Here is a 24,327-nt window from a genome sequence, read left to right on the forward strand (position 1 = left end):
AAAAAAGAGCGCATCTGCGCTCTTTTTTGATCCTGCCATTCGGCAGCGGGATTAGGGCAGCTTAGAAGCTGTCACCGAGGCCAGTACCGGCATCTTTCTTGGCGATCAGTTCAATCTTGTAACCGTCCGGATCTTCGACGAAGGCGATCACGGTGGTGCCGCCTTTGACCGGGCCCGGCTCGCGGGTGATCTTGGCACCGGCGGCGCGCAGCGCTTCGCAAGTGGCATAGATGTCGTCCGCTTCCAGCGCGATGTGGCCGTAGGCGGAGCCCAGTTCGTACTCGCTCACCCCCCAGTTGTAGGTCAGCTCGATCACCGCTTCATCTTTCTCGTCACCGTAGCCGACGAAGGCCAGGGTGTACTTGTACTCGCTGTTCTCGCTCTTGCGCAGCAGCTTCATGCCAAGGACACGGGTGTAGAAGTCGATGGAGCGTTGCAGATCGCCGACACGCAGCATGGTATGCAGAATTCTCATTGCTCAGTTCTCCGGGTTGGTGATGTGTACTGCTTTCAATCTCGGTTGCGAGGCCATCAGCTTTCTGGATAGACCTTCTCTTTGTACTCGCAGAGGTCCTCGATGATACAGGAACCACTGCAGCGGATGTTTGCGAGCGAGACAGGTAGGACGGTTGTAGCGCCCAGTCATTCAGCTCTCTGGATAGACCTTCTCTTTGTACTCGCACAAGTCCTCGATGATACAGGAACCACAACGGGGCTTGCGAGCCAGACAGGTGTAACGCCCGTGCAGGATGAGCCAGTGGTGGACATCGAGCTTGAACTCGGCGGGTACCACTTTGAGCAGCTTCTCCTCCACCTGATCCACGTTCTTGCCTACCGCAAAACCGGTGCGGTTCGATACCCGGAATATATGGGTATCGACGGCGATGGTGGGCCAGCCAAAGGCGGTGTTGAGCACCACGTTGGCGGTCTTGCGGCCGACGCCGGGCAGGGCTTCCAGCGCTTCGCGGTTCTCCGGCACCTCGCCACCGTGGCGCTCCAGCAAGATGGCGCAGGTCTTGATGACGTTCTCGGCCTTGGTGTTGAACAGGCCAATGGTCTTGATGTACTCCTTGAGCCCCTCAACCCCGAGATCCAGCATCGCTTGCGGGGTGTTGGCCACCGGATAGAGCTTGTCGGTCGCCTTGTTGACGCTGACATCGGTCGCCTGCGCCGAGAGCAGCACGGCAATCAACAGCTCGAATGGCGAGTTGAAGTTGAGCTCTGTGGTGGGGTGGGGGTTGTTTTCCCGCAGTCGCTCGAGGATCTCTCTGCGTTTCTGGTTGTTCATGCCTTGCGTCCGATCATAGCTCGGTCGCCCGGACGCGGGCCGGGGCAACGTTGCAGTGGGCTATGGTAGCGGCCTGTTTGCGGTCCCGCCAGTCGTTGATGGCGTTCTTGGCGGCGATCAGCAGCCCCAGCCCGATAAAGCCGCCAGGCGGCAAAATCGCCAGCAGCAGGCTTGCATCGGCGTGGAACAGCTCGATGCGCAGGGATTTGGCCCACTCGCCCAGCAGTAGCTCGGCGCCATCAAACAGGGTGCCCATGCCGATGATCTCGCGCATGCCACCCAGTACCAGCAGCACCAGGGTAAAACCAAGGCCCATCATCAGGCCGTCGAGGGCCGCCAGCAGCGGCGGATTCTTGGAGGCATAGGCCTCGGCGCGGCCGATGATGACGCAGTTGGTGACGATCAGGGCGATAAAGATGCCGAGTGCCTGATAGAGGCCATAGGTGTAGGCGTTCATCAGCAGCTGCACGCTGGTCACCAGCGAGGCGATGATCATCACATAGACCGGGATGCGAATATCCTTCGGCACCCAGTTGCGCACCAGCGAGACGGCGAGGTTGGAGCAGACCAGCACCGCCATGGTGGCAAGGCCCAGCCCCAGCGCATTGGTAAAGGTGGAGGAGACGGCGAGGGTCGGGCAGAGGCCCAGCACCTGCACCAGCGAGGGGTTGTTCTTCCACAGCCCCTGACTCATCAGCTCCTTGAGCTCGCCCTTGCGGCTTTCCAGCTCGGCAATCGGGGTTGCGCCCGTTTCAATCTGTTCCATCTGGTTCATGATGGCTCGACTCCGTTAGTTCGCCGCCGGACAAGCCGGGGCGTTGCTGAGCAGTTCGGGTTGCTCCTGCTGCAGTTTCAGCAGGTTCTTCACTGCCTTGACCACGGCTCGCGGGGTGATGGTGGCGCCGGTAAAGGCATCAAACTCGCCGCCATCCTTCTTCACCGCCCACTGGGGCTCGTTGTCATGGGTCAGGAATTTTCCGGCAAAGCTGTTGATCCAGTCCGATTTCTTCAGCTCGATCTTGTCACCGAGGCCCGGGGTCTCGTTGTGAGCGAGCACGCGCACGGCGGTGATGGTGCCTTTGGTATCAAAGCCCGCCACGATGCGGATCGCTCCGCTGTAACCATCCGGCGCGATCGCCTCCAGCGCATAGCCCGTTACCACGCCATTCTTGCTGGCGGTATAGAGGGCCTGCGGCTGATCGCTGCCGAGATACTTCCTGCTGGTCACCTGTTTGCAGCTGGCCACCAGATCGTTGTCATAGCTCCCCTCTGGCAGCAATACCGAGAGGGTCTGCTGCTTCTCCAGCTGCTGCTGGTGGGCGATTTTATCCTTGGTCAGCTCGTTGGTCAGTGCCACCAGCGCGGTACAGCCGAGCGCGAACATCGCCAGAATAAGGCCGTTCTTGCGCATGCTCTTTAACATGTCCGGGCTCCGTCAGCTGTGATGGGGGAAAAGGGCAGAAACATCATTGGCGACGGGCTCCATACACTTTCGGGCGAGTCAGGCTGTCAATAAACGGCACACAAAGGTTGGCCAGCAGCACGGCGAAGGCGAACGCATCCGGATAGCCGCCAAAGCGGCGAATGATGTAGACCAGCACCCCGATCAGCACGCCATAGACCAGTCGGCCGCGCGGTGTAGTGCAGGCACTGACCGGATCGGTGGCGATAAAGAAGGCCCCCAGCATGGTCGCGCCGCTAAAGAGATGGAACATGGGCGTGGCAGTCGCATCCGGGCTCACCAGATAGCCGATGGTGGAGGCCGCCAGCAGGGCACCGAGAATGGCGGTCGGAATGCGCCAGTTGATCACCTTCTGTTGCAGCAGGAACAGGCCACCCAGCAGATAGCCCAGGTTGACCCAGCTCCAGCCGATGCCGCCCCAACCCTCGAACAGCGGGCCGCTCAGGATCTCGCCGGTGGTGAGCCCCTGAGTCAGGCCGGTTTTCAGGGTATCAAGCGGGGTCGCCATGGTCAGCCCATCCACCCCCTGCTTGAGCTGGGCCATGCTGTAGCCGTCGAGACTAAAGCCGGTGAAGATCACCGACGCCGCATCACCAAAGCCGAGGCTGTAGGCGCGCACGCTCTCCGGCGGCAGCCAGCTGGTCATCTGCACCGGGAAGGAGACCAGCAGCAGCACATAGGCGACCATGGCCGGGTTGAACAGGTTCTGGCCCAGTCCGCCGTAAAGGTGTTTGGCGACAATGATGGCAAAGGCCGTGCCCACCACCAGCATCCACCACGGCAGCAGCGGCGGCAGGGAGAGACCGATCAGCACGGCGGTGAGCGCCGCACTGCCATCCATCAGGGCAGGCTTGATGGCGCGGCCACGGAGCTTGAGCACCAGCGCCTCGCACAGCAGCGCGGTCACCAACGCCAGCAGGATCTGGATAAAGGAGCCCCAGCCGAAGAACCAGGTCTGGGCCAGCAAGCCCGGCACGCAGGCCAGGATCACCAGCAGCATCAGGGTTCGGGTCTGTTTGCGGTTATGGGCAAACGGCGCAGTCGCAATATTGAACATGAGTCTGTCGATTACCTTGTGGTTGTTCGGTCGGCTGACGGGGCATCTTCAGCGGCGGTTTCGGCAGCTCTGGCTGCCTCGGCCGCCAGCTTCTTCGCCTTGGCGCGGGCCACCGCGGCTGCAATGGCCGCTTTTTTCGGATCAACCGGGGCATCAGCCGCAGGGGCGCTCGCTTCAGGCGCGGCAGTGACGGCAAGTGGTTGCTCACTGCTGGCGGCATCGCTTTGCATCGGCTCTGCCGATACGCGCTCACCCTCAGTTCCGGCTCTATCTACCTGAGTACCGGCACTTCCTACCTCAGCACTGCTACTCGCTACCTCAGCACTGGTACTTGCGCTCTGCTGCGCCAGCTTTTTGGCCTTGGCTCGGGCGATGGCTGCGGCGATAGCGGCTTTCTTGGGATCGACCGCTTCGCTTGCAGCCGTATCGCTTTGGCTGGTGGTTACTTCGCTCTTGGCTACTGTATCGTCGCGGGTCTCCGCGTTGGCAGTAGGCTCACTCTTCGCATCTTCAGCACTGGTACTTGCGCCCTGCTGGGCCAGCTTTTTGGCCTTGGCGCGGGCAATGGCAGCGGCGATAGCAGCTTTCTTGGGATCAACCGCTTCGCTGGCCGCAGATGGCGCATCACTTTGGGTTGCAGCGGATTCGCTGGTGCCTGCGTTTGCAGTCAGATCGCCCTCAGCGCTGTCACCCTGCTGAGCGGCCTTTTTGGCTTTGGCCCGGGCGATAGCGGCAGCAATTGCCGCTTTTTTGGGATCGACGGGCGCATCGCTTTGGATGTCTGCCTCGGCTGCGGTGCCGTTGGCAGCGCTTACCGGTTCACCATTCGCCTCGGCCTTTTTGGCTTTGGCACGGGCAATGGCGGCGGCAATTGCTGCCTTTTTCGGATCAACTTCTGCCTTTTGTTGATCAGCATCTACCGCAGGCGCAGCAGTGGTTTCGGCAGTCGCAGGCTCGGCGCTATCGCCAGCCTGAGCGGCTTTCTTGGCCTTGGCGCGCGCCAGTGCGGCGGCGATGGCTGCTTTCTTGGGATCGCTGGCGGGGTCAACCGCCTCGGCGGGTTGCGCCGCAGCGGCTGTTTCGCTGTTTGCGCTCTCCGCCAGTTTAGCGGCGCGGCGCGCCTCCGCTTCCCGTTTGCGGGCTTCGCGGGCGGCAATCACGGCGCTGTTGTCAGGCAAGCCCTCGGCGGTGGCGGTAATGGCTGTGATGGGCGCATCCTGCTTGGCCTTGAGGCGGGCGAGGGCGGCTGCCACCGGATCTTCGCCGCCTGCGGCCGTCATGGTCTGACGGCGCTGGGCGGCGGCTTCGGCGTGGCGCGCTTCGCGGGCTGCTTTCTCCCGCTCGAAACGGGCCTGCTTGGCCTCGAAACGCTGCTTGGCGCGTTCGGCTTTTTCGGCCTCGGCACGGGCTTCGCGAATGTCGTCTTTGGCGATCTTGTAGTACTGCACCAGCGGGATTTCGCTCGGGCAGACCCAGGCGCAGGCGCCGCACTCGATGCAGTCCATCAGGTTGAGCTTCTCGGCCTTGTCATACTCCTTGGCCCGGCTGTACCAGTAGAGCTCTTGCGGCAGCAGGCTGGCCGGGCAGGCATCGGCACAGGCGCTGCAACGGATGCAGGCCTGCTCCGGGCCGGGTGCGGGCAGTTCTGCTTGCGTCGGCGCCAGCAGACAGTTGGTTGCCTTGACCACCGGTACCATGGCGTGGGGCAGGGTAAAGCCCATCATGGGACCCCCCATGATCACCCGCTGCTCCGCTTCCGGTTGCAGCTCGAAACGCTGCAACAGCCAGCGTACCGGCGTACCGAGGCGTACCCAGGCGTTGCCGGGCTTTTTGAAGCTGTCGCCGGTGAGGGTGACGATCCGCTCGATCAGCGGCTCGCCGTCGATAATGGCGCGCTTGATGGCAAACACGGTGGCGACGTTGAGCACCATGATGCCGATATCGACCGCGCGGCCCCCTTTGGGCACCTGACGGCCGGTGAGCAGTTCGATGGTCTGCTTGGCACCGCCCGAGGGGTACTTGGTCGGTACCGTCTTGACCAGCACATCCTCATCGGTGGCGTGGCGGGTCAGCTGCTCGATCGCCTCGGGTTTGTTGTCTTCCACCCCGATCAGGGTGAGTTTCGGTTTGAGCAGGTGCTTGAGCACCCGGATGCCATCCATGATCTCGTCAGCGTATTGCTGCATCAGCCGATCATCGGTGGTGATATAGGGCTCGCACTCCAGCCCGTTGACGATCAGGATCTCGGTGAGTTGGCCGCGGCCGTCGAGTTTGCTGTGAGTGGGGAACACGGCGCCGCCAAGGCCCGCAACTCCCGCCTGCTGGATGCGCTCGAGCAGCTCGCCCCGCTCCAGATTCCAGTAATCGGCTTTGCCATTGCGCTCGCCCCACTCATCCTCCCCATCGGGGGTGAGAATGACACAGAGATCGCCGAGTCCGGAGGGGTGGGCAACCGTGTGGTTGCCAATCTCGGTGATGGTGCCCGAGGTGGAGGCATGGACAGGGACGACCCGCCCCTTGGCATAACGGGTCAGCGGCTGCCCTTTTTTGACCTTGTCGCCCACCTGCACCAGCAGATCGCCGGCGGGGCCTGCGTGCTGGCGCAGCGGAATGATGAGGCGTGGCGGCAGACCGGCGTCTACCACCGGGCTCTGGCTTGATTGCAGCTTGTTGTCGGCGGGGTGAATGCCACCGTGAAAGTCCCAGAGCGTGCCGGCTTTGATACGTTCGAGTAAGGAATGCATGGTTGCTCCGCTGTTTATTCCACTATCTTGACCGGAATCTTGCCCGGAACATGCACGTTATTGAGATCCCACTTCCAGTTATCGACCGTGGTAGGCACCGGGATCATCTCGATGCAGTCGGTCGGGCAGGGATCGACACAGAGATCGCAACCGGTGCACTCGTTGGCAATCACGGTATGCATCGCCTTGGTGGCGCCGACGATGGCGTCCACCGGGCAGGCCTGAATGCACTTGGTGCAGCCGATGCACTGATCTTCGTGGATAAAGGCAACCTTCTTGACCGGCACGGCGGCCTCGTCACTGCCCCCCAGTGGCTGGGGCTCGACCCCCATCAGATCGGCAATCTTGCGCATGGTGGCCTCGCCACCGGGTACGCACTTGTTGATCTGATCGCCGTTGGCGAGCGCCTCGGCGTAGGGTTTGCAGCCGGGATAGCCGCACTGGCCACACTGGGTCTGGGGCAGCAGGGCATCGAGCTGATCGACGATGGGGTCTGCTTCCACATGAAACTTGACGGCGGCAAAGCCCAGGATAATCCCGAACGCCAGCGCCAGCAGGGTGAGCACCAGAATGGCAAAGAGAATATGGATCATGGTTATATCTTGATAAGGCCGGTAAAGCCCATAAAGGCCAGCGACATCAGACCGGCGGTGATCATGGCAATCGACACCCCGCGAAACGGCGCGGGCACATCGGCGGCGACCAGACGCTCTCGCATGGCGGCGAACAGGATCAACACCAGCGAGAAGCCGGTGGCGGCGCCAAAGCCGTAGATCACGCTCTGGATAAAGTCGTGTCGCTCATTGATGCTGAGCAGCGCCACCCCGAGCACCGCGCAGTTGGTGGTGATGAGGGGCAGGAAGATCCCCAGCAGGCGATAGAGGGTCGGGCTGCTCTTGCGCACCACCATCTCGGTAAACTGCACCACCACGGCGATCACCAGAATAAAGGCGAGGGTGCGCAGATAGGCGATATCCAGCGGCAGCAGGATATAGTGCTCCACCAGATAGGAGCTGGCACTGGCGAGGGTCATCACGAAGGTGGTCGCCAGCCCCATGCCGATGGCGGTTTCCAGCTTGCCGGAGACCCCCATAAAGGGGCAGAGGCCGAGGAATTTCACCAGCACGAAGTTGTTAACCAGCACGGTGCCGATCAATAAAAGCAGGTACTCAGTCATCAATTACCGTCACTGAAAGTCGGGTTATCGGGGTTTGAAGGCGGGCGGTATTATCTGACGTTAGGGCCAGTTAAACAACCGCAAGGCCGCATGGTTATTATGCAACTGGATAATTTAGCCGGGGTTTTGGGCGAGAATCCGGTGGGTTTTGCGTCATCTTCACACCGGGTGAGAAGCCTTACTAACCAACAGCCAGTTTGGCGGCCTCTTTCCACATAAATGGCGGCATCGGAGTGGTGAGTCGCCATTTTATGTTCATCGGTTGGCTGCCGCTGTGGGATACGTACTCCACCTCACCAAAGTTCACAAAGCCAAGGGTGCGGCCAAATTCATCTTTGCTCTGCTCACGAACGAACAAAAACAAGCGCTTACCCTCTGCCCTGTGGTTTATGTAACTCAGCCCCTTCCCCCGTTCTGGGCGAGCGCTGTTTTGGCTCTGCCAATGAAACAGCGACTCGTTGATGGCGTAGTCGTGATAACGGGTAGTGGGGGAGAAGTGCTGCTCCGTTTTGTTCAAGGTAACGAACAGCAATTCTATGTTTTGCTCTGCGATGACATAGACCCCTTCGCGAGCCGTGGGTTGCTGCGCGAAGGTGGTCGCGCCAAAGCCAACCAGTACCTGCTCTCTGGCATAACGGGCATGCAGTTGCAGTGGATTGCCGGGAAGGTCAGGCATGGCCAGTTGCTCGTGTTGCACCCGGTTGATCAGCATGGGCAACAGATCTGCAAGCTCGGCCCTCAACTCTGGTTGATTGAGTTGTTTCAGGCTGTGCGCCAAGGAGCTAAAGCCGGCGTTGGGGCCGCTCTGTTGCCAGAAGTCGTAATGGCACATCAAGGCCATTCGCTCATCGTGCTCAGCCGTTAAGGTAAAGGCGCTTTCCACCAAGGTTTGTAAGAAGTTCAAGTAATGGAGCGCATCGCAACCCAATAGTCGGGTTTTGATGACCCGGGTGTAGAGGGTCGACAGCTTTTCATCGCTCATTTCAGAAACAGTGTGGTTGCGGGCCTGTTTGACCAAGGTGCTCCAATTGCCGCGCTTGTAGATCTCCTCAAGGCTGATGTGAGGGTAGAACTTCAAAAAGTTCGCCAGTGTCAGCGGTAAATCGCAATCCTGTGAGAAACGGCGGATCAGACCCATGAGGCGCGAGGTATTGAGCGTCGCCTTCTTGATATTGCTCAGAATTAACTCTTGGGTCTGTTTTGAGAGTTCGATACGGCAACCCAATGGGGCATGGGGAAAGCCTTGTTTGATTTCGTGGCCGATTGCCTTATTGGTTTTACCCACCAGAGCCCGGAATTTCTGGGCAAAGTCATACTCTGCGCGAGCATTGCCAACAAAATCCAACACGGTACAGCACTCTTTATCGTTCGCCAGCCGCAGGCCCCGCCCTAATTGCTGCAAGAAAATGGTGAGGCTTTCCGTTGGTCGTAAAAACAGCAAGGTATCGACTTCTGGGATATCAACACCTTCGTTGAAGATGTCTACCACGCAGAGAATATTGATAACGCCGGTACGCAAATCCTGTTGTTTGCTGTGACGCTCGTCTCGGTTATCGCTGGTGAGGATGTCAGCCTTGATACCCTTTAATAAAAATGCTTTGCGCATAAAATCGGCATGTTCACGGCTCACACAAAATGCCAGCGCTTTGATCTTGGTAATATCGGTGACGATCTCATAGAGGCTTTGGACTATTTTCTGCACCCGCTGTTGATTATGGGTGTAGATATTGGTGAGCTCTGTGATGTCATAACGACCATTTTTCCAAGTCACTTGGCGCAAGTCAGTATCATCATCGATACCAAAATATTGGAACGGACAGAGATGGCGACGATTGATGGCCTCTGGTAAACGGATCTCCGCTGCGATGACACCACAAAAGTCAGCGAGAATATCGCCGCCATCATGGCGCTCTGGCGTTGCGGTTAATCCCAACAGAATGTGAGGTTCAAAGGCAGCGAGCAGACCACGATAACTGGCCGCTGCAATATGGTGAACCTCATCGATGACAATGTAATCGAAATAGTCTGGGCTAAGACGTAAATTAGCCAGCTGGTTATTCAAGGATTGCACCGAGGCAAATAGCTGACGGTAGTGAGTAGGTACGGCACCGCCGACCAAGAGTTCGCCAAAATTGGATTGCTTGAGCACACCGCGGTATGAGGCCAATGCTTGGCGCAAGATCTCCTCTTTGTGGGCGACAAACAGAAACTTGGCATCAGGTTTGGTTTTCAGAAAACGCGCAAAATCAAAAGCGGAGATCAGGGTTTTCCCTGTACCGGTGGCCGCAACCACCAAGTTACGGAAGCGCTGGTGTAAAGTGCGCTCCATCGCCAATTGTTCAAGGATCTCCTGTTGATGGTGAAACGGCGCGATATCAAAGAAATAGGCCGGGTTATTTTTGTCCCCATCGCCACGGGCCTCTTGCAGGGCATGTTGTAATTTCTTGCGGCTTTCGAGCTTGCTATCGAACAGCTCAAAATCATCGGATTCCCAATAGGTTTCAAAGGTACTCAGGGATTTCTCGATAATATGCGGGATCTCTTGCGAGGTGATTTTTAGGTTCCACTCCAAGCCACTGGTGAGGGCAGAATGAGAGAGGTTGGATGAACCTATATAGCCGGTATGAAAGCCGGTATTTCGGCAAAAGAGATAGCTCTTGGCATGCAACCGCTCGCGCTGGGTGTTATAGCTGAGTTTGACTTCGGTATTTGGGAGACTGGCTAAAAATTCAACTGCCTTGGCATCGGTCGCCCCCATATAAGAGGTAGTAATTACTTTTAATTGGCGGCCGCTGCGAGTGAACTCTTCCAGCTCATGACGGAAAATCCGGATTCCTGCCCATTTGATAAATGAGACCAGCCAGCAGATGCTATCTGCCGATAATATCTCCCGTTTAATCTCCGATTCCATCGACAAACCCGCATTGCTGCCGCAGAACAGCTCACTTTGCGTTAGACCGGTCAGAGGGAAAATATCCTCAGCATATTGCTTTAAATTGGCTGAGATGGGGTTATCTAACTGGTAGAGCGCGGTCAGAATTTTACCCTGACTATCGATGAGGTTCTCGCCAATAAAGTCTGGATCTTGGGTGCGATCCTTTAGCCAAAGCAATAACTGGTTAGCCAGTTCAATCTGCCGTTGCAGCTGATCCTCTCCAGTGACCGAGCCCACCGCATATTCCAAAACCCGGCTCAGAAATCTGGATAACCAAACTGCCGCTTCGGCAGGCTCAAGTTGGCGTTCCCCCACGTAAAAGTGCTCGCGGTCGAGTCGAGATGTCAGCAGTTGAGTAATGAGCTGTTCATAAATACCGCATTGTTGCATCACGCCCGAGCCTCGAACATTGTCTATAGAAGAAAGAGATAATATCATTTTTTCATCTAAATCAGCATGTTATTATCGGTGGCAGGTTTGGTTATGGAGCCCGTATTATTAATTTTTTCACGTGGCTCACAGATTCAAGATGTGGCAGCATTTTTTTCTTACCCCATGCTGGGCTTTATTACTGCCACTATCTGCAGTGACTGAGGAGTACAGATGTTCAAGAAACCGGTAGCGGTTGAACTGGAGGCAATCAATCAGGAAGGTGAGATACAGGTGGTGCGTGACAGCGGTCTGACCGTTCAAGGCTACAGCGTTTACTTGCGAGTCGAAGAGAGCAACGGCTGTGCCTTGGCAACCTGTGTGGCAGACTACGACACCATCGGCCCTGCCTACGAACTGGCGGAGCGGTTGAGTCAGGCGCTGGCCATCCCGCTCATTGTGATGACTCCAGAAGCATTAATGCCAGTGAAGAGTTAGCCAAACGCGACAACAGCAGCCATTGCAACGCCCAACTGAACACCCCTTAAAAATTACATCATCATTTGCGCTCTCTTTGCGCGCCACGGCACACATGGGCTCTCCCTTGCCGGGTATGATGGGGTAGCCCGCCGTGGCGACGACAGTCGGATGCTTGCGGGCATATGTCGGTCACATCAGCCAGATCACCACCAGGAGGTAACCATGATCAGCCATATCGACCATCTGGTATTGACGGTCAGTGATATCGAACGGGCCGTGGAATTTTACAGTTCGGTGCTCAATATGGAGGCCATCACCTTCGGTGCGGGGCGCCGGGCGGTAGGGTTTGGCAACCAGAAGATCAATCTGCAGCTGCCGGGGCAGGAGCCGCGCAATCGGGCGCAGGTGGGGTCGGGGGATGTCTGCCTTATCACCCGCTGGCCGCTGGAGCAGGTGATGGCCCAGCTGGCCTGCCACGGGGTGGAGATTGTCGAGGGCCCGGTGACCAAAAGTGGCGCCTGCGGGCCGATAGAATCCATCTACTTCCTCGACCCGGATCAGAATCTGATAGAAGTGAGCATTTATCCCTGACAGGGTTGGCGTGGCGCCTGACGGTGCAACGCCTATCAGAATCACTCTACTTCCTCGACCCTGACCAGAACCTGATAGAAGTGAGCATCTATCCCTGAGCCCATCAAGCCATCACTCCGATTGCCATCATCAATAGAAAGGGGCCGTCAATTGACGGCCCCTTTCTTGTATCGCCATCGACCCAGCGCCAGTGGCTCTTTGCCGATACTCCAGAAACGCCCTAGAAAGGCGCGCTGCTCTCATCGCTCTCCTGTAAAAACTGCTCCACTTCTGCCTGATAGGCCGCATCCGGTTGACCGCTGCTGGCAGGGATTACGGCGGCAGGCCGGACGACGGGAGGGGCGGTGAGGGTCTCCATCACCCGCTGCTGCAGATAGGGGTAGAAGGGGTTGGAGGAGGTGCGGGTGAGGGCGCCGGGGTTGACGATCAGCACGCCGCGCTCACCACGCAGGGCCAGACCGCCGAGATTGATGCCGTATTGCTCCCGCTGCTCCGGGCGCGCTGCCATGCCATAGAGGGGGTCGTCCATCGGGAAGGGGAGCGCGACGTGGGAGAGGGAGTAGATCTCCTTGGGATAATCGATACCCAGCGGGCGGAGCTGCTCAGGCTGGTCTGCGCTGGCCAGCGTTCTGGCCTGCGTCGTGGGAGAGGCGGGGTCGACATTGCCCACCACGGTGAGGCGATAGTGCCCGGGGGCGTTTGGCAGCAAGCGGTGCAGCGCCAGCTCGGAGGCCGAGCTCATCAGCGGGCCAAACAGGGTACTGCGGTTGATATCAAACAGCACCAGTTCGCTGCCGTTGGCCGGCAGGTAGTGGTAGAGATCGGCAATGATGGAGCGGGTGCTGACGGTGTAGTCCATCACCGACTGGAAGGTGAGGGCGGGGGGAAATGCCGCCAGCTCGCCACTGGCGGCCAGCTGGCGCACCTGCTGCTGGATGGCGTGGGTCAGGCGGTAGGACTGGCGCGCGCCGTTGACCGGAAACGAGTTGTACTTGAACGGGTTGAACTCCGGCATGGTGTCGAGCCAGGCGGCGTTGGCAAAGGCGGGCAGCAGGGCCGGCACGGCCTTGAGCCCGGCGAAGCGGGCAAAACGGGTCACCCCGATCATCGGGGAGATCAGCACCAGCCGATCCGGTTTTGCCAGCGTGCCGCTCGGGTCGGCCAGCGCATCGAGCGCATATTTCACCGCCAGTGCGCCGCCGTTGGAAAAGCCCACCAGATGCAGCGGCCGCTTGCCCGGTGCCAGCAATCTGGCCTCCCGCACCGCCAGTCGGGTGGCGGCCAGCCAGGTCTCCCAATCCACATCCACGAGGCCAGCGGGCACGGTGCCGTGGCCGGGGATCCTCAGTCCCAGCGCGATAAAACCCTGTTGCTGATAGCGTCTGGCCAGATGGCGCAGGCTGTAGGGGGAGTCGGTCAGGCCGTGCAGCAGCACCGCTACCCCTTTGACTTCCCCCTCGGGGCGCAGCAGGTAGGAGCGGTTCCAGTTCTGCTGAAAGCGGGCGGGATTGATGGGGGCGTCCTGATAGTAGCGATTGCTGGCCAGTTGCTGCTCCGGCGGCGTTTTGGCGACTACCTCGGTGGCCACCAGCTCGAACAGCTCTGCTTCGCGGGCCAGATAGGCTTGCCAGTCGCTGCGATCGAGCTCATCGGCACTGAGTTCGGGGGGCACCACTGTGTGCCACAGCTGCAGCGGCGCTGCCTGCCAGGCGAAGTAGGCGATCACCGCCCATGCGGTCAGCAACAGCAGCAACAGGGTCAGCAGAGCACGGCGAACAAGGCGGCGAGTGTGAGCCAGCATGGTGCAATCCTTGGCGATAGGGGTAGAGCCGCCTCTGGGCGGGCGAGTTTGGCGCAGCATCCAAGGCGCTGCCAACCGGCTTAAAGCCTAATGGAAACAAGGTGATATGTATAGTTGATGGCGTTCGGCCGCGCTGGCTGTGGGCGCCTGATCACGCCGCTTACATCAGGCTGGCCGTTCGAAGGCTGCATCGCGGGCCATCTGGCGGCGTGAACTTGTCCGCGGATGCCCGTTTGGGCGCTGCGACCTTGCAACTATCTGCCCCTGAAAGGGGGCAATTATGCTACTGTAGCGGCGTTTTTTGATGGATAAGCTGGCATTGGCCTTTTTTGAAGATGGAATGGTATGCAGAACTTTGACGTAGTGAATTGGCTGATGCAGCAAACAGCCTCCCCGGCGCAGCCGGAACAGGCGATGGCACAACCGGGCGCGGCCCAGACCCTGTGGCAGGTGACCCATGCTGGCTAACGAATCCATGCGCCTGAACAAATACATCAGCGAGAGCGGTATCTGCTCGCGTCGCGAGGCCGACCGCTTTATCGAGCAGGGCCACGTCTTTATCAACGGCAAGCGTGCCGGGATTGGCGATCAGGTGCAGGTTGGCGATCTGGTCAAGGTGAACGGTCAGGTGATCGAGCCGCGCGAGGCGGACAGTCTGGTGCTGATCGCCCTCAACAAGCCGGTGGGTATCGTCAGTACCACAGAGGCGGGCGAGAAGGACAACATCGTCGATTTCGTCAACCACAGCACCCGGGTCTTCCCCATCGGGCGGCTCGACAAGGATTCGCAGGGGCTGATCTTCCTCACCAACCACGGCGATCTGGTCAACAAGATCCTGCGGGCGGGCAACGATCACGAGAAAGAGTATCTGGTGACCGTCGACAAGCCGGTGACCGACGAGTTTGTGCGCGGCATGGCGGCCGGGGTGCCGATCCTCGGTACTGTGACCAAGAAGTGCAAGGTGAAGAAAGAGGCGCCGTTCGTCTTTCGCATCACCCTGGTGCAGGGGCTGAACCGCCAGATCCGCCGCATGTGCGAGCACTTCGGTTTTGAAGTGACCAAGCTGGAGCGCATCCGCATCATGAACGTCAGCCTCAAGGGGCTGCCGGTGGGCGAGTGGCGCGATCTCACCGACGACGAGCTGATCGATCTGTTCAAGCTGATTGAGGACTCCTCCTCCGAGGTGAAACCGGCCAAAGGCGACAAACCGAAGGCGGCCAAGGCCCCTGCGGCGCAAACCGCCAAGCCGGCCCAAGGCAAGAAGCCGCGCCGCGATGATGATCACGAGATTGGCGGGCGTCCCAATGTGCCGGGCCCGGAAGCCTTCGAGAAGAAGCTGCCGGTGGGCAAGGGTGGCGCTGGCAAGGGCAGTGCAGGCAAAGGGGCTCCCAAGGGAGGCAAACCGGCCGCAGGCAAGCCGCGCACTGCTAACAGCGGACGGCAGAAGAAGGGGCGCTGAGTTGCCCCTCTGAGTGGCATCAGCCGCCAGTCATCTCCAATACGGTTATCCCCAACACTATTATCTCCAACACACCGGCCTCAGGCCGGTGTGTTGCTTTGGGCCGCAGAGTTGGCCGGGAGGGCCGTCGAAAGGGTTGGCTCGCTGGCGATCGGTAACCGCATGACGCGAGGGTAGTGGTGCGGGTCGAGGCGCAGCACCAGCAGGCTCATCAGCAGCAATCCCCCCAGCTGCCACTGCCATGCGGCGGCGAAGTCGCCGAACAGGTGATAGAGGCGGGCGGCGACCCAGGGGCCGGTGGCCGCCAGCATAAAGCCGAAGCCCTGCATCAGGGCGCTCAGGGTGCCGGCGCGGCGCGGGTCGGGCAGGTGATCGAGCGCAATCACCATGATGAGGGAAAAGCTGCCGCCCAGACCGGCACCACACAGCATGCACCAGAGGATCGGGGCACTGGCTGGCGCTAGCCAGAGGCCGCCAAATCCCGCCAGCTGCATGGCGATGGCAAGCCCCATCCACGGCCGCCGATCCAGACTGCGCGCCGCCAGTAGCGGCAAGCCAAGGCCGCTGGCGGTCTGCGCCAGTGCCAGCCAGGCGACCAGCTCGCCCGCCTGCGCGGCGCTCCACCCTTGCGCCATATAGGCGGGGGCCAGCCAGGCCACCACTATGCCGTAGCCGCTGTTGATGATGCCAAAGCAGACGATCAGCAACCAGCTGCGGGGCAGGGTGATCAGTCGCTGCTCGCCATGAGGAATGGCGACCGCCGCGGTGCTTGGCAGACGCACTTTCCACCCTAGCCAGACGAGGGCCAGCAGCAGCGGCAGGCTCCAGAGCGCCAGTGCCTGCGACCAGTCGAGGCTCGCCGCCAACCGTGGCGTGAGACTGGCGCCGAGCGCACCACCCCCCATCATGCAGGCAGAGAAGATCCCCATCACTTGCGGCACCTTGCGGGCAAAGTGCTGCTTGATAAGGGCGGGCAGCACCCCCTGCACCAGCGCCGAACCCAGGCCGCAGAGTGCAGCGGTGGTGATCAGCAGGGCGCCGCTCTGGGCATCAAAACGCAGGGCACTGCCCGCCGCGAGCAGCAGCAGGGCCAGCCCCAGCAGGGTGGTGGCACTGGCAAGGCTGCGCAGGCGCGGGGTGAGCAGCACGCCGACCCCGATGAGCCACAGTGGCAACAGGGTGAGCCAGGCCAGGGTATCCATCCCGAGCGACAGGGCGCGGCCAATCTCGCCGCTCAGCGGGCCGATGGCGGTAAGAAAGGGGCGTAGATTCAGGCCGTCAGGATCACCAGCACCAGCAGGGCAAACTGCTGGCGGCGCCCCTCTGCCGGGCGTTCGCTTGTCCCTTTACTCATGATCAGGCGTTGCTTGTGTGGCTTGTTGTAACTGGGAGCCGTAGAGATCCGCCGCCGTCAGGGTCACGGCCAGTTTGACCAGTGGCAGAGGAGGCGGTGTCAGCGGCAACCCCAGCTTTTGATAGGCGGCGGTGCTGTCAAAGCCGAACGGGGCCGCATCGGCGTTATCAAAGGCGTAATAGACGGCGGCGATACCGTTCATAACCAGCGCGCCGAGGCACATGGGGCAGGGGTGGCCGCTGGCATAGACAGTGGCGCCCGCGAGCGGCCCGCTCTGGCTTGCCTTGCGCAGCGCCTCCAGCTCGGCGTGACGGGTCGGGTCCCCATCCAGATGGATGCCGTTGACCGCGCTCGCCACCAGCTGCTCATCGCGTACCAGCAGGGCGGCGAAGGGGCGGCCCCCCTGCCGGTGATTGGCTCTGGCCAATTGCACCGCCTGCTCCAGCCAGCGCTGATGAATCGGGAGGGTGGTTGATGAGGGGAGCGGGCGGGCGTTGGCAGAGGCAACAAGGGGCGCAGACATGATGAAAAACCCTGATTTGACTAAACAAATGCCAGCCTAGCGGCGAAACAAGCCATTTGGAAATTAAATGATAAAATGAGTTTCAGTGGTTTTATAAATGGAGAAACCCATGCTGGATCCCCTGTTACTGCGCAGTTTTGTCGCCATTATCGACACCGGCAGCTTCACCCGGGCCGGTGAACGGGTCCATCTGACCCAATCCACCATCAGCCAGCAGATGCGCAGGCTCGAACAGCAGATCGGCTGCCCGCTGTTGGACCGCTCCGGTCGGCAGGTGGTGGCGACGGCCGAGGGGGAGCAGCTGTTGGGGCTGGCCCGCCGCATTCTGGCGCTGCTGGCACAGGCCGAGGAGCAGGTGAGCGAGGGGAGCATATCGCTCAGCCTCGGGGTGCCGGAGGATTTCGCCGCCGGTGCCATTACCCCGGTGCTGGCCGGCTTTGCCCGCGACTACCCCGAGGTGCGGCTGGAGGTGGAGAGCGGCCTGAGCCACCACATCTGGCAGCGCTTCGTGGCGGGGGAGCTGGATCTGGCGCTGGTCAAGCAGGTGCGCGGACAGGGCTCGCCGCTCGCCAGCTGGAGTGAGCCACTGGTGTGGGTCGATAGCCGCGACTGGCCGGCCAAGGGGCGTGATCCGCTGCCGCTGGTCGCCTTTCCGAGCGAAGGGCTCTATCGCCAGCAGATGACCGAGGCGCTCGATGGTCTGGGGCGGCGCTGGCGTATCGCCTATGTCAGCGCCAGCCTCGCCAGTTTGCAGGGGGCGGTGAGCGCGGGTATCGGGGTGAGTTTGTTGCCCAAGCGGCTGATGCCCGCCGATCAGCTGGCCCTGACCCAGTGGCCCAAGGTGGCATCGGTGGAGCTGGCGCTCCATGCGGCAAAGGATGGGGGTGAACCGCTCAGCCGCTTGAGTTCGGCCCTGATCGCCCTCTGTGACGAGGTGATGGGGCCGCAGTGAGTGGCTATGTGGTGAAAAACTTCTGTGGGGAAAAACTGACGTCGGCAAGATAAGGCGGAAAACGTGCGGGGAGGGATCAGTGATCCTTCCCCTCCGCCAGCTTGCGATCGTAGTCATTTTTTACGATGGCCAGCGCCGCCAGCACCAGCTCGGGGGCCAGCTCATTGGTTTCCAGCAGTTCAATCAGATCCACCGCGAGTTTTACCTCGGGCGGGGCAGTTTCCAGTGACATGGGCAGGGTTCCGGTTGCGGGAAGAGGGGGGATTATACAGGGGCGCCGCCGTTGGCCGAAAGCGCCCGCTCTATCGGGCAGGGCGTCACCAAAATCAGAGGTGCTGACGCATCTCCTTGTCGATCTCCTCGCGCAGGGCGATGAGCTTTTTGGCGTACTGCTGCAACTGCAGATCGCTCTCGCTCAGTGGTTGCCACTGGGGCACCGGGGTCGGTTTGCCCTGCTCATCCATCGCCACGAAGATGATGATGCAGTGGGTGGTTTTGTGGCGCTCGGTCTCGGTGGGATGGCGGCTGTAGACATCCACCGCCAGATGCATGCTGGTGGTGCCGGTGTGGATCACCTGAGCGTGCACCTCCACCAGCTGGCCAATCTGGATGGGGCGCAAAAAGCGGATCCCCCCCACATAGACGGTCACCGCATAGCCGCCGCACCAGCCCGCGGCGCAGGCATAGCCCGCCTGATCGATCCACTTCATCACCATGCCACCATGCACCTTGCCGCCGAAATTGACGTCAGAGGGTTCGGCCAGAAATTGCAGGGTCAGTTCGCGATTGGGCACAGTCACATCCTTATTGCCTGAAGAGTTTCCCTGAGCTTTGCCCCATCGGCCTGCCCGGTCAAGGGTTCATCCCCGATTCAGGGGGGCGGGGTCACTATCTGGCTCTATTCATCCCGATTTCACTTTTTTGACCCGCAGGAGTGACACCATGAAACAGATGCTGGAACAGTTGCTGGGGGCTGGCAAAGGCTGGCTCAACGAAGGCGGAGACAAGCGCAAGGGGCAGATGCAGGGGGCGCTGGCCGGCGGTGCGCTCGGTCTGCTGCTGGGCAACAAGAAGATGCGCAAATATGGCGGCAAGGCCGCTGCCGTGGGCGGCGCCGCGGCCCTTGGCGGACTGGCCTACAAGCTCTATCAGGATTGGCAAGCCCAGCAGGCGGCGCCCGCCCAGCCGACCCATCCCGTCAGCACTCTGGAAGGCAATGCGCTGGATGCCCGCTCGGCTCTCTTGGTGCGCGCCATGGTGGCGGCAGCCCGGGCCGACGGCCATATCGATGGCGCCGAGCGCCAGAAGATTCAGGAGTACCTGACCGAACAGGGCCAGAGCGATGCCGCCCGCTGGATTGATGCCGAGCTGGCCCGCCCCCTCGACCCTCACGCGCTGGCGCGGGAAGTGACCGATATGGAGTTGGCCACCGAGGTCTATCTCGCCTCCCTGCTCGCCATCGAGGTGGATCACTTTATGGAGCGCGGTTATCTCGACGAGCTGGCGCGCGCCCTCAAACTCGATGACAACCTCAAGGGGAGCATCGAGCGGCAGGTAGCCCAGCTTAACGCCCCCGCCTGATACCCTCACCGCCATGGATTGCCGATAACGCCCCGCTCAAGGGGCGTTGTTGTTTCTGCGCTTTGGCGATCACCCCTCTGTTGCCAGCTGCCGGTTTATCAGGCCCGCAAGCTGGTGGAGCGCCTGCTCCAGCTGTTCGCTCCAGGGATGGGAGCTGTTGAGGCGCAGGCAGTGGTTGTGTTGCCCCTGACTGGAGAAGAGGGCGCCGGGGGCGATGGAGAAGCCGCAATCGAGCGCCATGGCGTGGAGGGCGCGGCTGTCGAGGCGGGGCGCAAACTCCAGCCAGAGAAAGTAGCCGCCATCGGGGGAGGAGATCCGCACCTCGCCCGGCAACAGTCGCTGCAGTGCGGCCCGCATCTGCTGCTGGCGCTGGGCCAGGGTGTGGCGCAGGCGGCGAAAGTGGGCATCGACCCCGCCCTGGCGCAGCATTTCGGCCAGCGCCAACTGGCTCGGCACATTGGTGGAGAGGGTGGACATCAGTTGCAGCCGCTGGATCCGCTCGGCATGGGGCCCCGCCACCACCCAGCCGACCCGAAAGCCCGGCGCCAGACACTTGGAGAAGGAGCTGCAGAGCAGGCTGTCACCGCGCTGATCCCAGTGCTTGATGGGTTTGGGGCGCTCACGGCCAAAGTAGACCTCGGCATAGACGTCATCCTCCACCAGCGGCACCTTGTGGGCGTTGAGCAGTGCCATCAGCCCCTGTTTGTGCGCATCCGGCATGGTGTGGCCCAGCGGGTGCTGCACATTGCCCATCAGCCAGCACGCCTTGATGGGCATCTGGCTGAGGGCATCTTCCAATAGCGCCAGATCGATACCTACCCCGGGGATCACCGGGATCTCCACCGCCTTGAGCTTCAGCCGCTCGATGGCCTGCAGGGCGCCATAGAAGGTAGGGGACTCCACCACCACCCAGTCTCCGGGCTCGGTCAGCACCTGCAGGCTGAGGGAGAGCGCCTCCATGGCGCCGGTGGTGATGATGATCTCCTGCGGATTGACCGCCACCCCGTCACTGGCGTAGCGCTGGGCGATGGCGCGGCGCAGCGCCTCGTTGCCGGGGGGCAGGTCGGCCACCGTGCTGAAGGGATCGAGCCTGCGCATGCAGCTGGCCAGCGCCCGCCCGAGCTGGGGATGGGGGAACAGGGTCGGGTCGGCCACCGACATGCCAAGGGGCACCAGTGCCCGCGATTTGCTCGCCTGCAACACCTCGAACACCAGATCGTTGATATCCACCGAGCCGCTGTAGTGGGTCTGGCTCGGGGTGTGGCGCGCCACCTTTGGCGAGGTGGCCTTGACGTAGTAACCGGACTGGGGGCGGGCGAGGATCCGCCCCTGACTCTCCAGCAGCTGATAGGCCTGCAGCACCGTCATCGGGCTCAGGTTGTGGGTCTTGCAGCTCTGGCGGATGGAGGGGATGCGCTCCCCGGGTTGCCAGATACCGTCATCGATCTCGCGGCTTAGGCGTTCGGCCAGTTGTTGGTAAAGAGGCATGATCTGGATCAACTGTTATAGGTGCTATTCACTATAACTGCATCTGTTATAGGTGTCATGACCCGTGGTGTACTTGTCCTGCATGAAACGTGCAAGGCAAATACAACAAAAGAGAGTGACGCATGATCAATCCGGATGACGTGGTCAGCCTGTCGCGCCTGCAATTTGGCGCCACGGCCCTGTTCCACTTCCTGTTTGTCCCCCTCACCCTGGGGCTGTCCTGGATCCTGGTGATCGCCGAGTCGGCCTATGTGATGACCGGCAAGGTGATCTATCAGGACATCACCCGCTTCTGGGGCAAACTGTTTGGCATCAACTTCGTCATGGGGGTCACCACGGGGATCACCATGGAGTTCCAGTTCGGCACCAACTGGGCCTATTACTCCCACTATGTGGGGGACATCTTCGGTACCCCGCTGGCCATCGAGGGGCTGATGGCCTTCTTCCTCGAATCGACCCTGGTGGGGCTCTTCTTCTTCGGCTGGGATAAGCTATCTCGCGGCAAGCACCTGCTGGTGACCATGCTGGTGGCGCTCGGATCCAACCTCTCGGCGCTCTGGATCCTGATCGGCAATGGCTGGATGCAAAACCCGGTGGGGGCCGAGTTCAACCTGCTGACCCAACGGATGGAGCTGGTGGATATCGCCGCCGTGCTGCTCAACCCGGTGGCGCAGGTGAAGTTCGTTCACACCGTTGCGGCGGGCTATGTGGCCGCCTCCATGTTCGTGATGGGGGTGAGCAGCTGGTATCTGCTGCGCAAGACCGAGGTGCAGTTTGCCCTGCGATCCTTCGCCATCGCCTCCGGCTTCGGGCTGGCCGCCATCCTCTCAGTCATCGTGCTCGGGGATGAGTCTGGCTATCGCACCGGCGAGGTACAGAAGGTCAAGCTCGCCGCCATCGAGGCGGAGTGGCATACCGAGCCGGCGCCTGCGTCATTCACCCTGTTCGGCTTCCCGGATCAGCAGGGGGAGACCACCCACGCCGCCATCAAGATCCCGTATCTGATGGGGATCATCGCCACTCGCTCCCTCGATGAGGCGGTGACCGGCATCAAGGATCTCAAGGTGCAGCACGAGGCGCGCATTCGCAGCGGCATGGTGGCGTCCGGTGCCCTCGAACAGATCCGCGCCGGCAACGACTCGGCCGAAAACCGGGCGCTATTTGCCAAGCACGGCAAGGATCTCGGCTACGGTCTGCTGCTCACCCCCTATGCCAGCAATATCGCCAAGGCGGGGGAGGCGGAGATTGCCAAGGCGGTGGAGGACTCCATCCCGCAGGTGGCGCCGCTCTTCTTCGGTTTCCGTCTGATGGTGGGGCTCGGCGTCGCGATGCTGGGGCTGATGGTGGTGAGTTTTGTCCAGCTCTGCCGCAACCGGCTGCAAGACTCACCGCGCCTGCTCAAGACCCTGCTCTGGAGCATTCCGCTGCCCTGGATTGCCATCGAGGCGGGCTGGCTGGTGGCCGAACTCGGCCGTCAACCCTGGACCATCAGCGATGTGCTGCCGGTCTCGGCCTCGGTCTCTTTGCTTCAGCCGGGCCAACTCTGGTTCAGCCTCATCGCTATCTGTTCCATCTACACCCTGCTGCTGGTGGTGGAGCTGTTCCTGTTGCGCCATGTGATCCGCAAGGGGCCCGCCATTCTCCATACCGGCCGCTACAGCGGTGAACAACCCGAACTTGCGAGGATCGCCTGATGGATTACGCAACCCTGAAACTCATCTGGTGGGCGCTGGTGCTCTTCATGATGGTCGGTTTTATCGTGATGGATGGTTTCGATCTCGGCATCGCCATGCTGCTGCCGGTGGTGTCGAAAGATGACGACGACCGCCGTCTGGTGATCAACAGCGTGGGGCCGGTGTGGGAGGGCAATCAGGTGTGGCTGATTGCCGGTGCCGGTGCCCTGTTCGCCGCCTGGCCGCTGGCCTATGCCGCAGCTTTCTCGGGGCTTTACATCCCCATGGTGGTGCTGCTGCTCGGGCTATTTTTGCGTCCGGTCGGTTTTGACTATCGCAGCAAGCTGGCCGATCCGGTGTGGCGCCGCTGGTGGGATCGGGCGCTGGTGGCGGGTGGCCTGATACCGGCCCTGATCCTCGGCGCCGCCATCGGTCTGGTGATGGAGGGGCTGCCGTTTCGCTTCGATACGGCGCTGCGCCTGCACTATGGCGCGTTCGACTTCCACTGGGGCTGGCTGCTCTCGGTGCTGGCCACTGCCATCAGCCTGTTGCTGCTGCACGGCGCCGGTTTTCTGCAAGCCAAGGTGATCGGCACCCCTGCGCTGCGGGCACGGGGGATCGCCATCCTGCTGGCCCCGCTGGTGAGCCTCTGCTATCTGCTGGCCGGCTGGCATCTGGTGGATCTGCAAGGGTTTCAGCTGACCGGTGTGGCAGGCCAGCCCTTTGACGGTAACGCCGTGCTGAGTCCGCTGATGAAGGGGGTGATCCCCCACGCCGGAGGCTGGCTGCGCAACTACTTTGACTATCCGCTGCTGTGGCTGGTGCCGATCATCGGGACGCTGGCGCCGCTGGTGAGCGGGATTGCCTCCTGGCTGGAGCGGGGTCGGATTGCGCTGCTGGCCAGCGCCATCGCCTGCGCCGCCATGCTCTGCTCGGTGGCCATCGCCCTGTTCCCCTTCGTGCTGCCCTCATCCCTCGATGCGGTCAGCAGCCTGACCCTGTGGGACAGCACCTCCAGCTACAAGACCCTGGCCATCATGTTCGGCCTCGTACTGGTGCTGATGCCGATCAACCTGGGCTACACCGGCTGGGTCTATCGGGTGGTGCGCGGCAAGCTCGACCGTGCCCGCATCAAGCGCGACAGCCATCAACTCTACTGACCTCAAGGGATCTGCTATGTGGTACTTCACCTGGATTTTGGGCCTCGGATTCGCCCTGCTGCTGGGCTTGTGCAACCTGCTCTGGCTGGAAGCGCGCTGGCAGGCGGACGAACGGGACGGTAACTGACGGCGGGGGGCTCGCGCCCCGCCATGGCCGGTGGCTGGCGTTCACTCGTCGCCATCGGCCCCTCTCTCCCCCTCTTTAAACGACACAAACGACACACTTTCAACCG

At 61.1% G+C, this 24,327-nt stretch carries 23 protein-coding genes and 1 pseudogene; 9 read left to right on the forward strand and 15 right to left on the reverse strand.

Going from position 1 to position 24,327, the window contains the following annotated elements; translation table 11 throughout:
- Positions 1-61: 61 nt before the first annotated feature.
- The 9 genes from gloA to OKC31_RS07825 all read right to left on the reverse strand — a co-directional run bounded on the left by gloA (position 62) and on the right by OKC31_RS07825 (position 11,053).
- Entirely contained in the window at positions 62-475 is a 414-nt protein-coding gene (gloA, locus tag OKC31_RS07785; RefSeq protein WP_005337610.1) for a lactoylglutathione lyase, read from the reverse strand.
- A gap of 171 nt (positions 476-646) precedes the next feature.
- On the reverse strand, positions 647-1,288 hold the full coding sequence (gene nth / locus OKC31_RS07790; protein ID WP_216977950.1) for an endonuclease III: 642 nt from the start codon (positions 1,286-1,288) through the stop codon (positions 647-649).
- 13 nt (positions 1,289-1,301) lie between these two features.
- Positions 1,302-2,063 carry an electron transport complex subunit E gene (locus OKC31_RS07795; protein ID WP_414627609.1) on the reverse strand — a complete coding sequence of 254 codons (762 nt, stop codon included), beginning with the start codon at positions 2,061-2,063 and terminating at the stop codon, positions 1,302-1,304.
- Between the two features lie 15 nt (positions 2,064-2,078).
- Entirely contained in the window at positions 2,079-2,711 is a 633-nt protein-coding gene (gene rsxG / locus OKC31_RS07800) for an electron transport complex subunit RsxG (protein WP_270656667.1), read from the reverse strand.
- A gap of 43 nt (positions 2,712-2,754) precedes the next feature.
- Positions 2,755-3,807 (reverse strand): electron transport complex subunit RsxD, encoded by a 1,053-nt coding sequence (gene rsxD / locus OKC31_RS07805; RefSeq protein WP_005337606.1) that lies wholly within the window; start codon positions 3,805-3,807, stop codon positions 2,755-2,757.
- Positions 3,808-3,818: 11 nt separating this feature from the next.
- Positions 3,819-6,551, reverse strand: a complete 2,733-nt coding sequence (gene rsxC, locus OKC31_RS07810; RefSeq protein WP_270656670.1) for an electron transport complex subunit RsxC — start codon at positions 6,549-6,551, stop codon at positions 3,819-3,821.
- 14 nt (positions 6,552-6,565) lie between these two features.
- Positions 6,566-7,144, reverse strand: coding sequence for an electron transport complex subunit RsxB (gene rsxB, locus OKC31_RS07815; protein WP_005350799.1), 579 nt, complete (start codon positions 7,142-7,144; stop codon positions 6,566-6,568).
- 2 nt (positions 7,145-7,146) lie between these two features.
- Positions 7,147-7,728, reverse strand: a complete 582-nt coding sequence (rsxA, locus tag OKC31_RS07820) for an electron transport complex subunit RsxA (RefSeq protein ID WP_005337600.1) — start codon at positions 7,726-7,728, stop codon at positions 7,147-7,149.
- Between the two features lie 181 nt (positions 7,729-7,909).
- Entirely contained in the window at positions 7,910-11,053 is a 3,144-nt protein-coding gene (locus OKC31_RS07825) for a DUF3427 domain-containing protein (protein WP_270656764.1), read from the reverse strand.
- Positions 11,054-11,266: 213 nt separating this feature from the next.
- Between OKC31_RS07825 and OKC31_RS07830 the strand changes: the two genes are divergently transcribed.
- Positions 11,267-11,530 (forward strand): hypothetical protein, encoded by a 264-nt coding sequence (locus OKC31_RS07830; RefSeq protein ID WP_042056561.1) that lies wholly within the window; start codon positions 11,267-11,269, stop codon positions 11,528-11,530.
- 204 nt (positions 11,531-11,734) lie between these two features.
- Positions 11,735-12,103: a VOC family protein gene (locus tag OKC31_RS07835; protein ID WP_270656671.1), complete on the forward strand. Its 369-nt coding sequence runs from the start codon at positions 11,735-11,737 to the stop codon at positions 12,101-12,103.
- 220 nt (positions 12,104-12,323) lie between these two features.
- On the opposite strand, the gene OKC31_RS07840 is transcribed toward OKC31_RS07835, so the two are convergent.
- On the reverse strand, positions 12,324-13,904 hold the full coding sequence (locus tag OKC31_RS07840; protein ID WP_270656673.1) for an alpha/beta hydrolase: 1,581 nt from the start codon (positions 13,902-13,904) through the stop codon (positions 12,324-12,326).
- 345 nt (positions 13,905-14,249) lie between these two features.
- On the opposite strand from OKC31_RS07840, the gene OKC31_RS07845 reads away from it, so the two are divergent.
- Both OKC31_RS07845 and rluF read left to right on the forward strand, forming a co-directional pair.
- Positions 14,250-14,372: a hypothetical protein gene (locus OKC31_RS07845; RefSeq protein ID WP_005350832.1), complete on the forward strand. Its 123-nt coding sequence runs from the start codon at positions 14,250-14,252 to the stop codon at positions 14,370-14,372.
- Positions 14,362-15,363 (forward strand): 23S rRNA pseudouridine(2604) synthase RluF, encoded by a 1,002-nt coding sequence (rluF, locus tag OKC31_RS07850; RefSeq protein WP_270656675.1) that lies wholly within the window; start codon positions 14,362-14,364, stop codon positions 15,361-15,363. The genes OKC31_RS07845 and rluF overlap by 11 nt, the downstream gene beginning before the upstream one ends.
- Positions 15,364-15,443: 80 nt before the next feature.
- Here rluF and OKC31_RS07855 read toward each other — a convergent pair.
- Positions 15,444-16,717, reverse strand: a pseudogene (locus OKC31_RS07855) (cyanate transporter).
- A complete protein-coding gene (locus OKC31_RS07860; protein WP_270656677.1) occupies positions 16,710-17,240 on the reverse strand; it encodes a nucleoside deaminase in 531 nt (176 codons plus the stop codon). The pseudogene OKC31_RS07855 and the gene OKC31_RS07860 overlap by 8 nt, the downstream one beginning before the upstream one ends.
- Before the next feature lie 109 nt (positions 17,241-17,349).
- Here OKC31_RS07860 and OKC31_RS07865 point away from each other — a divergent pair, with 109 nt between their 5' ends.
- A complete protein-coding gene (locus OKC31_RS07865; protein WP_270656678.1) occupies positions 17,350-18,192 on the forward strand; it encodes a LysR family transcriptional regulator in 843 nt (280 codons plus the stop codon).
- A gap of 76 nt (positions 18,193-18,268) precedes the next feature.
- Here OKC31_RS07865 and rsmS read toward each other — a convergent pair whose 3' ends face one another.
- Positions 18,269-18,424, reverse strand: coding sequence for a pleiotropic regulatory protein RsmS (gene rsmS, locus OKC31_RS07870; RefSeq protein WP_270656680.1), 156 nt, complete (start codon positions 18,422-18,424; stop codon positions 18,269-18,271).
- 94 nt (positions 18,425-18,518) lie between these two features.
- Positions 18,519-18,986, reverse strand: coding sequence for an acyl-CoA thioesterase (locus OKC31_RS07875; RefSeq protein WP_041208541.1), 468 nt, complete (start codon positions 18,984-18,986; stop codon positions 18,519-18,521).
- 148 nt (positions 18,987-19,134) lie between these two features.
- On the opposite strand from OKC31_RS07875, the gene OKC31_RS07880 reads away from it, so the two are divergent.
- Positions 19,135-19,773: a tellurite resistance TerB family protein gene (locus OKC31_RS07880; protein WP_041208540.1), complete on the forward strand. Its 639-nt coding sequence runs from the start codon at positions 19,135-19,137 to the stop codon at positions 19,771-19,773.
- Positions 19,774-19,842: 69 nt separating this feature from the next.
- Here OKC31_RS07880 and OKC31_RS07885 read toward each other — a convergent pair whose 3' ends face one another.
- Positions 19,843-21,261: an aminotransferase-like domain-containing protein gene (locus OKC31_RS07885; RefSeq protein ID WP_270656682.1), complete on the reverse strand. Its 1,419-nt coding sequence runs from the start codon at positions 21,259-21,261 to the stop codon at positions 19,843-19,845.
- 122 nt (positions 21,262-21,383) lie between these two features.
- Between OKC31_RS07885 and OKC31_RS07890 the strand changes: the two genes are divergently transcribed.
- Genes OKC31_RS07890 through cydX form a run of 3 tightly spaced genes read left to right on the forward strand, consistent with a single transcriptional unit; the run spans position 21,384 to position 24,221 of the window.
- Positions 21,384-22,955: a cytochrome ubiquinol oxidase subunit I gene (locus OKC31_RS07890; RefSeq protein WP_270656684.1), complete on the forward strand. Its 1,572-nt coding sequence runs from the start codon at positions 21,384-21,386 to the stop codon at positions 22,953-22,955.
- Positions 22,955-24,094, forward strand: coding sequence for a cytochrome d ubiquinol oxidase subunit II (gene cydB, locus OKC31_RS07895; protein ID WP_270656686.1), 1,140 nt, complete (start codon positions 22,955-22,957; stop codon positions 24,092-24,094). Before OKC31_RS07890 ends, cydB begins: the two co-directional genes overlap by 1 nt.
- A 16-nt stretch (positions 24,095-24,110) precedes the next feature.
- Positions 24,111-24,221, forward strand: coding sequence for a cytochrome bd-I oxidase subunit CydX (gene cydX, locus OKC31_RS07900; RefSeq protein WP_005337572.1), 111 nt, complete (start codon positions 24,111-24,113; stop codon positions 24,219-24,221).
- Positions 24,222-24,327: the final 106 nt, after the last annotated feature.

It is taken from the genome of Aeromonas sp. Y293-4 (assembly GCF_027705905.1).
In the GTDB taxonomy this organism is placed as follows: Bacteria; Pseudomonadota; Gammaproteobacteria; order Enterobacterales; family Aeromonadaceae; genus Aeromonas; species Aeromonas veronii.

Bases quoted from the DNA above. Each gene is read 5' to 3' on its own strand.
- gloA (WP_005337610.1), bottom strand. From the start codon at position 475: ATGAGAATTCTGCATACCATGCTGCGTGTCGGCGATCTGCAACGCTCC.
- nth (WP_216977950.1), bottom strand. From the start codon at position 1,288: ATGAACAACCAGAAACGCAGAGAGATCCTCGAGCGACTGCGGGAAAAC.
- OKC31_RS07795 (WP_414627609.1), bottom strand. From the start codon at position 2,063: ATGAACCAGATGGAACAGATTGAAACGGGCGCAACCCCGATTGCCGAG.
- rsxG (WP_270656667.1), bottom strand. From the start codon at position 2,711: ATGTTAAAGAGCATGCGCAAGAACGGCCTTATTCTGGCGATGTTCGCG.
- rsxD (WP_005337606.1), bottom strand. From the start codon at position 3,807: ATGTTCAATATTGCGACTGCGCCGTTTGCCCATAACCGCAAACAGACC.
- rsxC (WP_270656670.1), bottom strand. From the start codon at position 6,551: ATGCATTCCTTACTCGAACGTATCAAAGCCGGCACGCTCTGGGACTTT.
- rsxB (WP_005350799.1), bottom strand. From the start codon at position 7,144: ATGATCCATATTCTCTTTGCCATTCTGGTGCTCACCCTGCTGGCGCTG.
- rsxA (WP_005337600.1), bottom strand. From the start codon at position 7,728: ATGACTGAGTACCTGCTTTTATTGATCGGCACCGTGCTGGTTAACAAC.
- OKC31_RS07825 (WP_270656764.1), bottom strand. From the start codon at position 11,053: ATGCAACAATGCGGTATTTATGAACAGCTCATTACTCAACTGCTGACA.
- OKC31_RS07830 (WP_042056561.1), top strand. From the start codon at position 11,267: ATGTTCAAGAAACCGGTAGCGGTTGAACTGGAGGCAATCAATCAGGAA.
- OKC31_RS07835 (WP_270656671.1), top strand. From the start codon at position 11,735: ATGATCAGCCATATCGACCATCTGGTATTGACGGTCAGTGATATCGAA.
- OKC31_RS07840 (WP_270656673.1), bottom strand. From the start codon at position 13,904: ATGCTGGCTCACACTCGCCGCCTTGTTCGCCGTGCTCTGCTGACCCTG.
- OKC31_RS07845 (WP_005350832.1), top strand. From the start codon at position 14,250: ATGCAGAACTTTGACGTAGTGAATTGGCTGATGCAGCAAACAGCCTCC.
- rluF (WP_270656675.1), top strand. From the start codon at position 14,362: ATGCTGGCTAACGAATCCATGCGCCTGAACAAATACATCAGCGAGAGC.
- OKC31_RS07860 (WP_270656677.1), bottom strand. From the start codon at position 17,240: ATGTCTGCGCCCCTTGTTGCCTCTGCCAACGCCCGCCCGCTCCCCTCA.
- OKC31_RS07865 (WP_270656678.1), top strand. From the start codon at position 17,350: ATGCTGGATCCCCTGTTACTGCGCAGTTTTGTCGCCATTATCGACACC.
- rsmS (WP_270656680.1), bottom strand. From the start codon at position 18,424: ATGTCACTGGAAACTGCCCCGCCCGAGGTAAAACTCGCGGTGGATCTG.
- OKC31_RS07880 (WP_041208540.1), top strand. From the start codon at position 19,135: ATGAAACAGATGCTGGAACAGTTGCTGGGGGCTGGCAAAGGCTGGCTC.
- OKC31_RS07885 (WP_270656682.1), bottom strand. From the start codon at position 21,261: ATGCCTCTTTACCAACAACTGGCCGAACGCCTAAGCCGCGAGATCGAT.
- OKC31_RS07890 (WP_270656684.1), top strand. From the start codon at position 21,384: ATGATCAATCCGGATGACGTGGTCAGCCTGTCGCGCCTGCAATTTGGC.
- cydB (WP_270656686.1), top strand. From the start codon at position 22,955: ATGGATTACGCAACCCTGAAACTCATCTGGTGGGCGCTGGTGCTCTTC.
- cydX (WP_005337572.1), top strand. From the start codon at position 24,111: ATGTGGTACTTCACCTGGATTTTGGGCCTCGGATTCGCCCTGCTGCTG.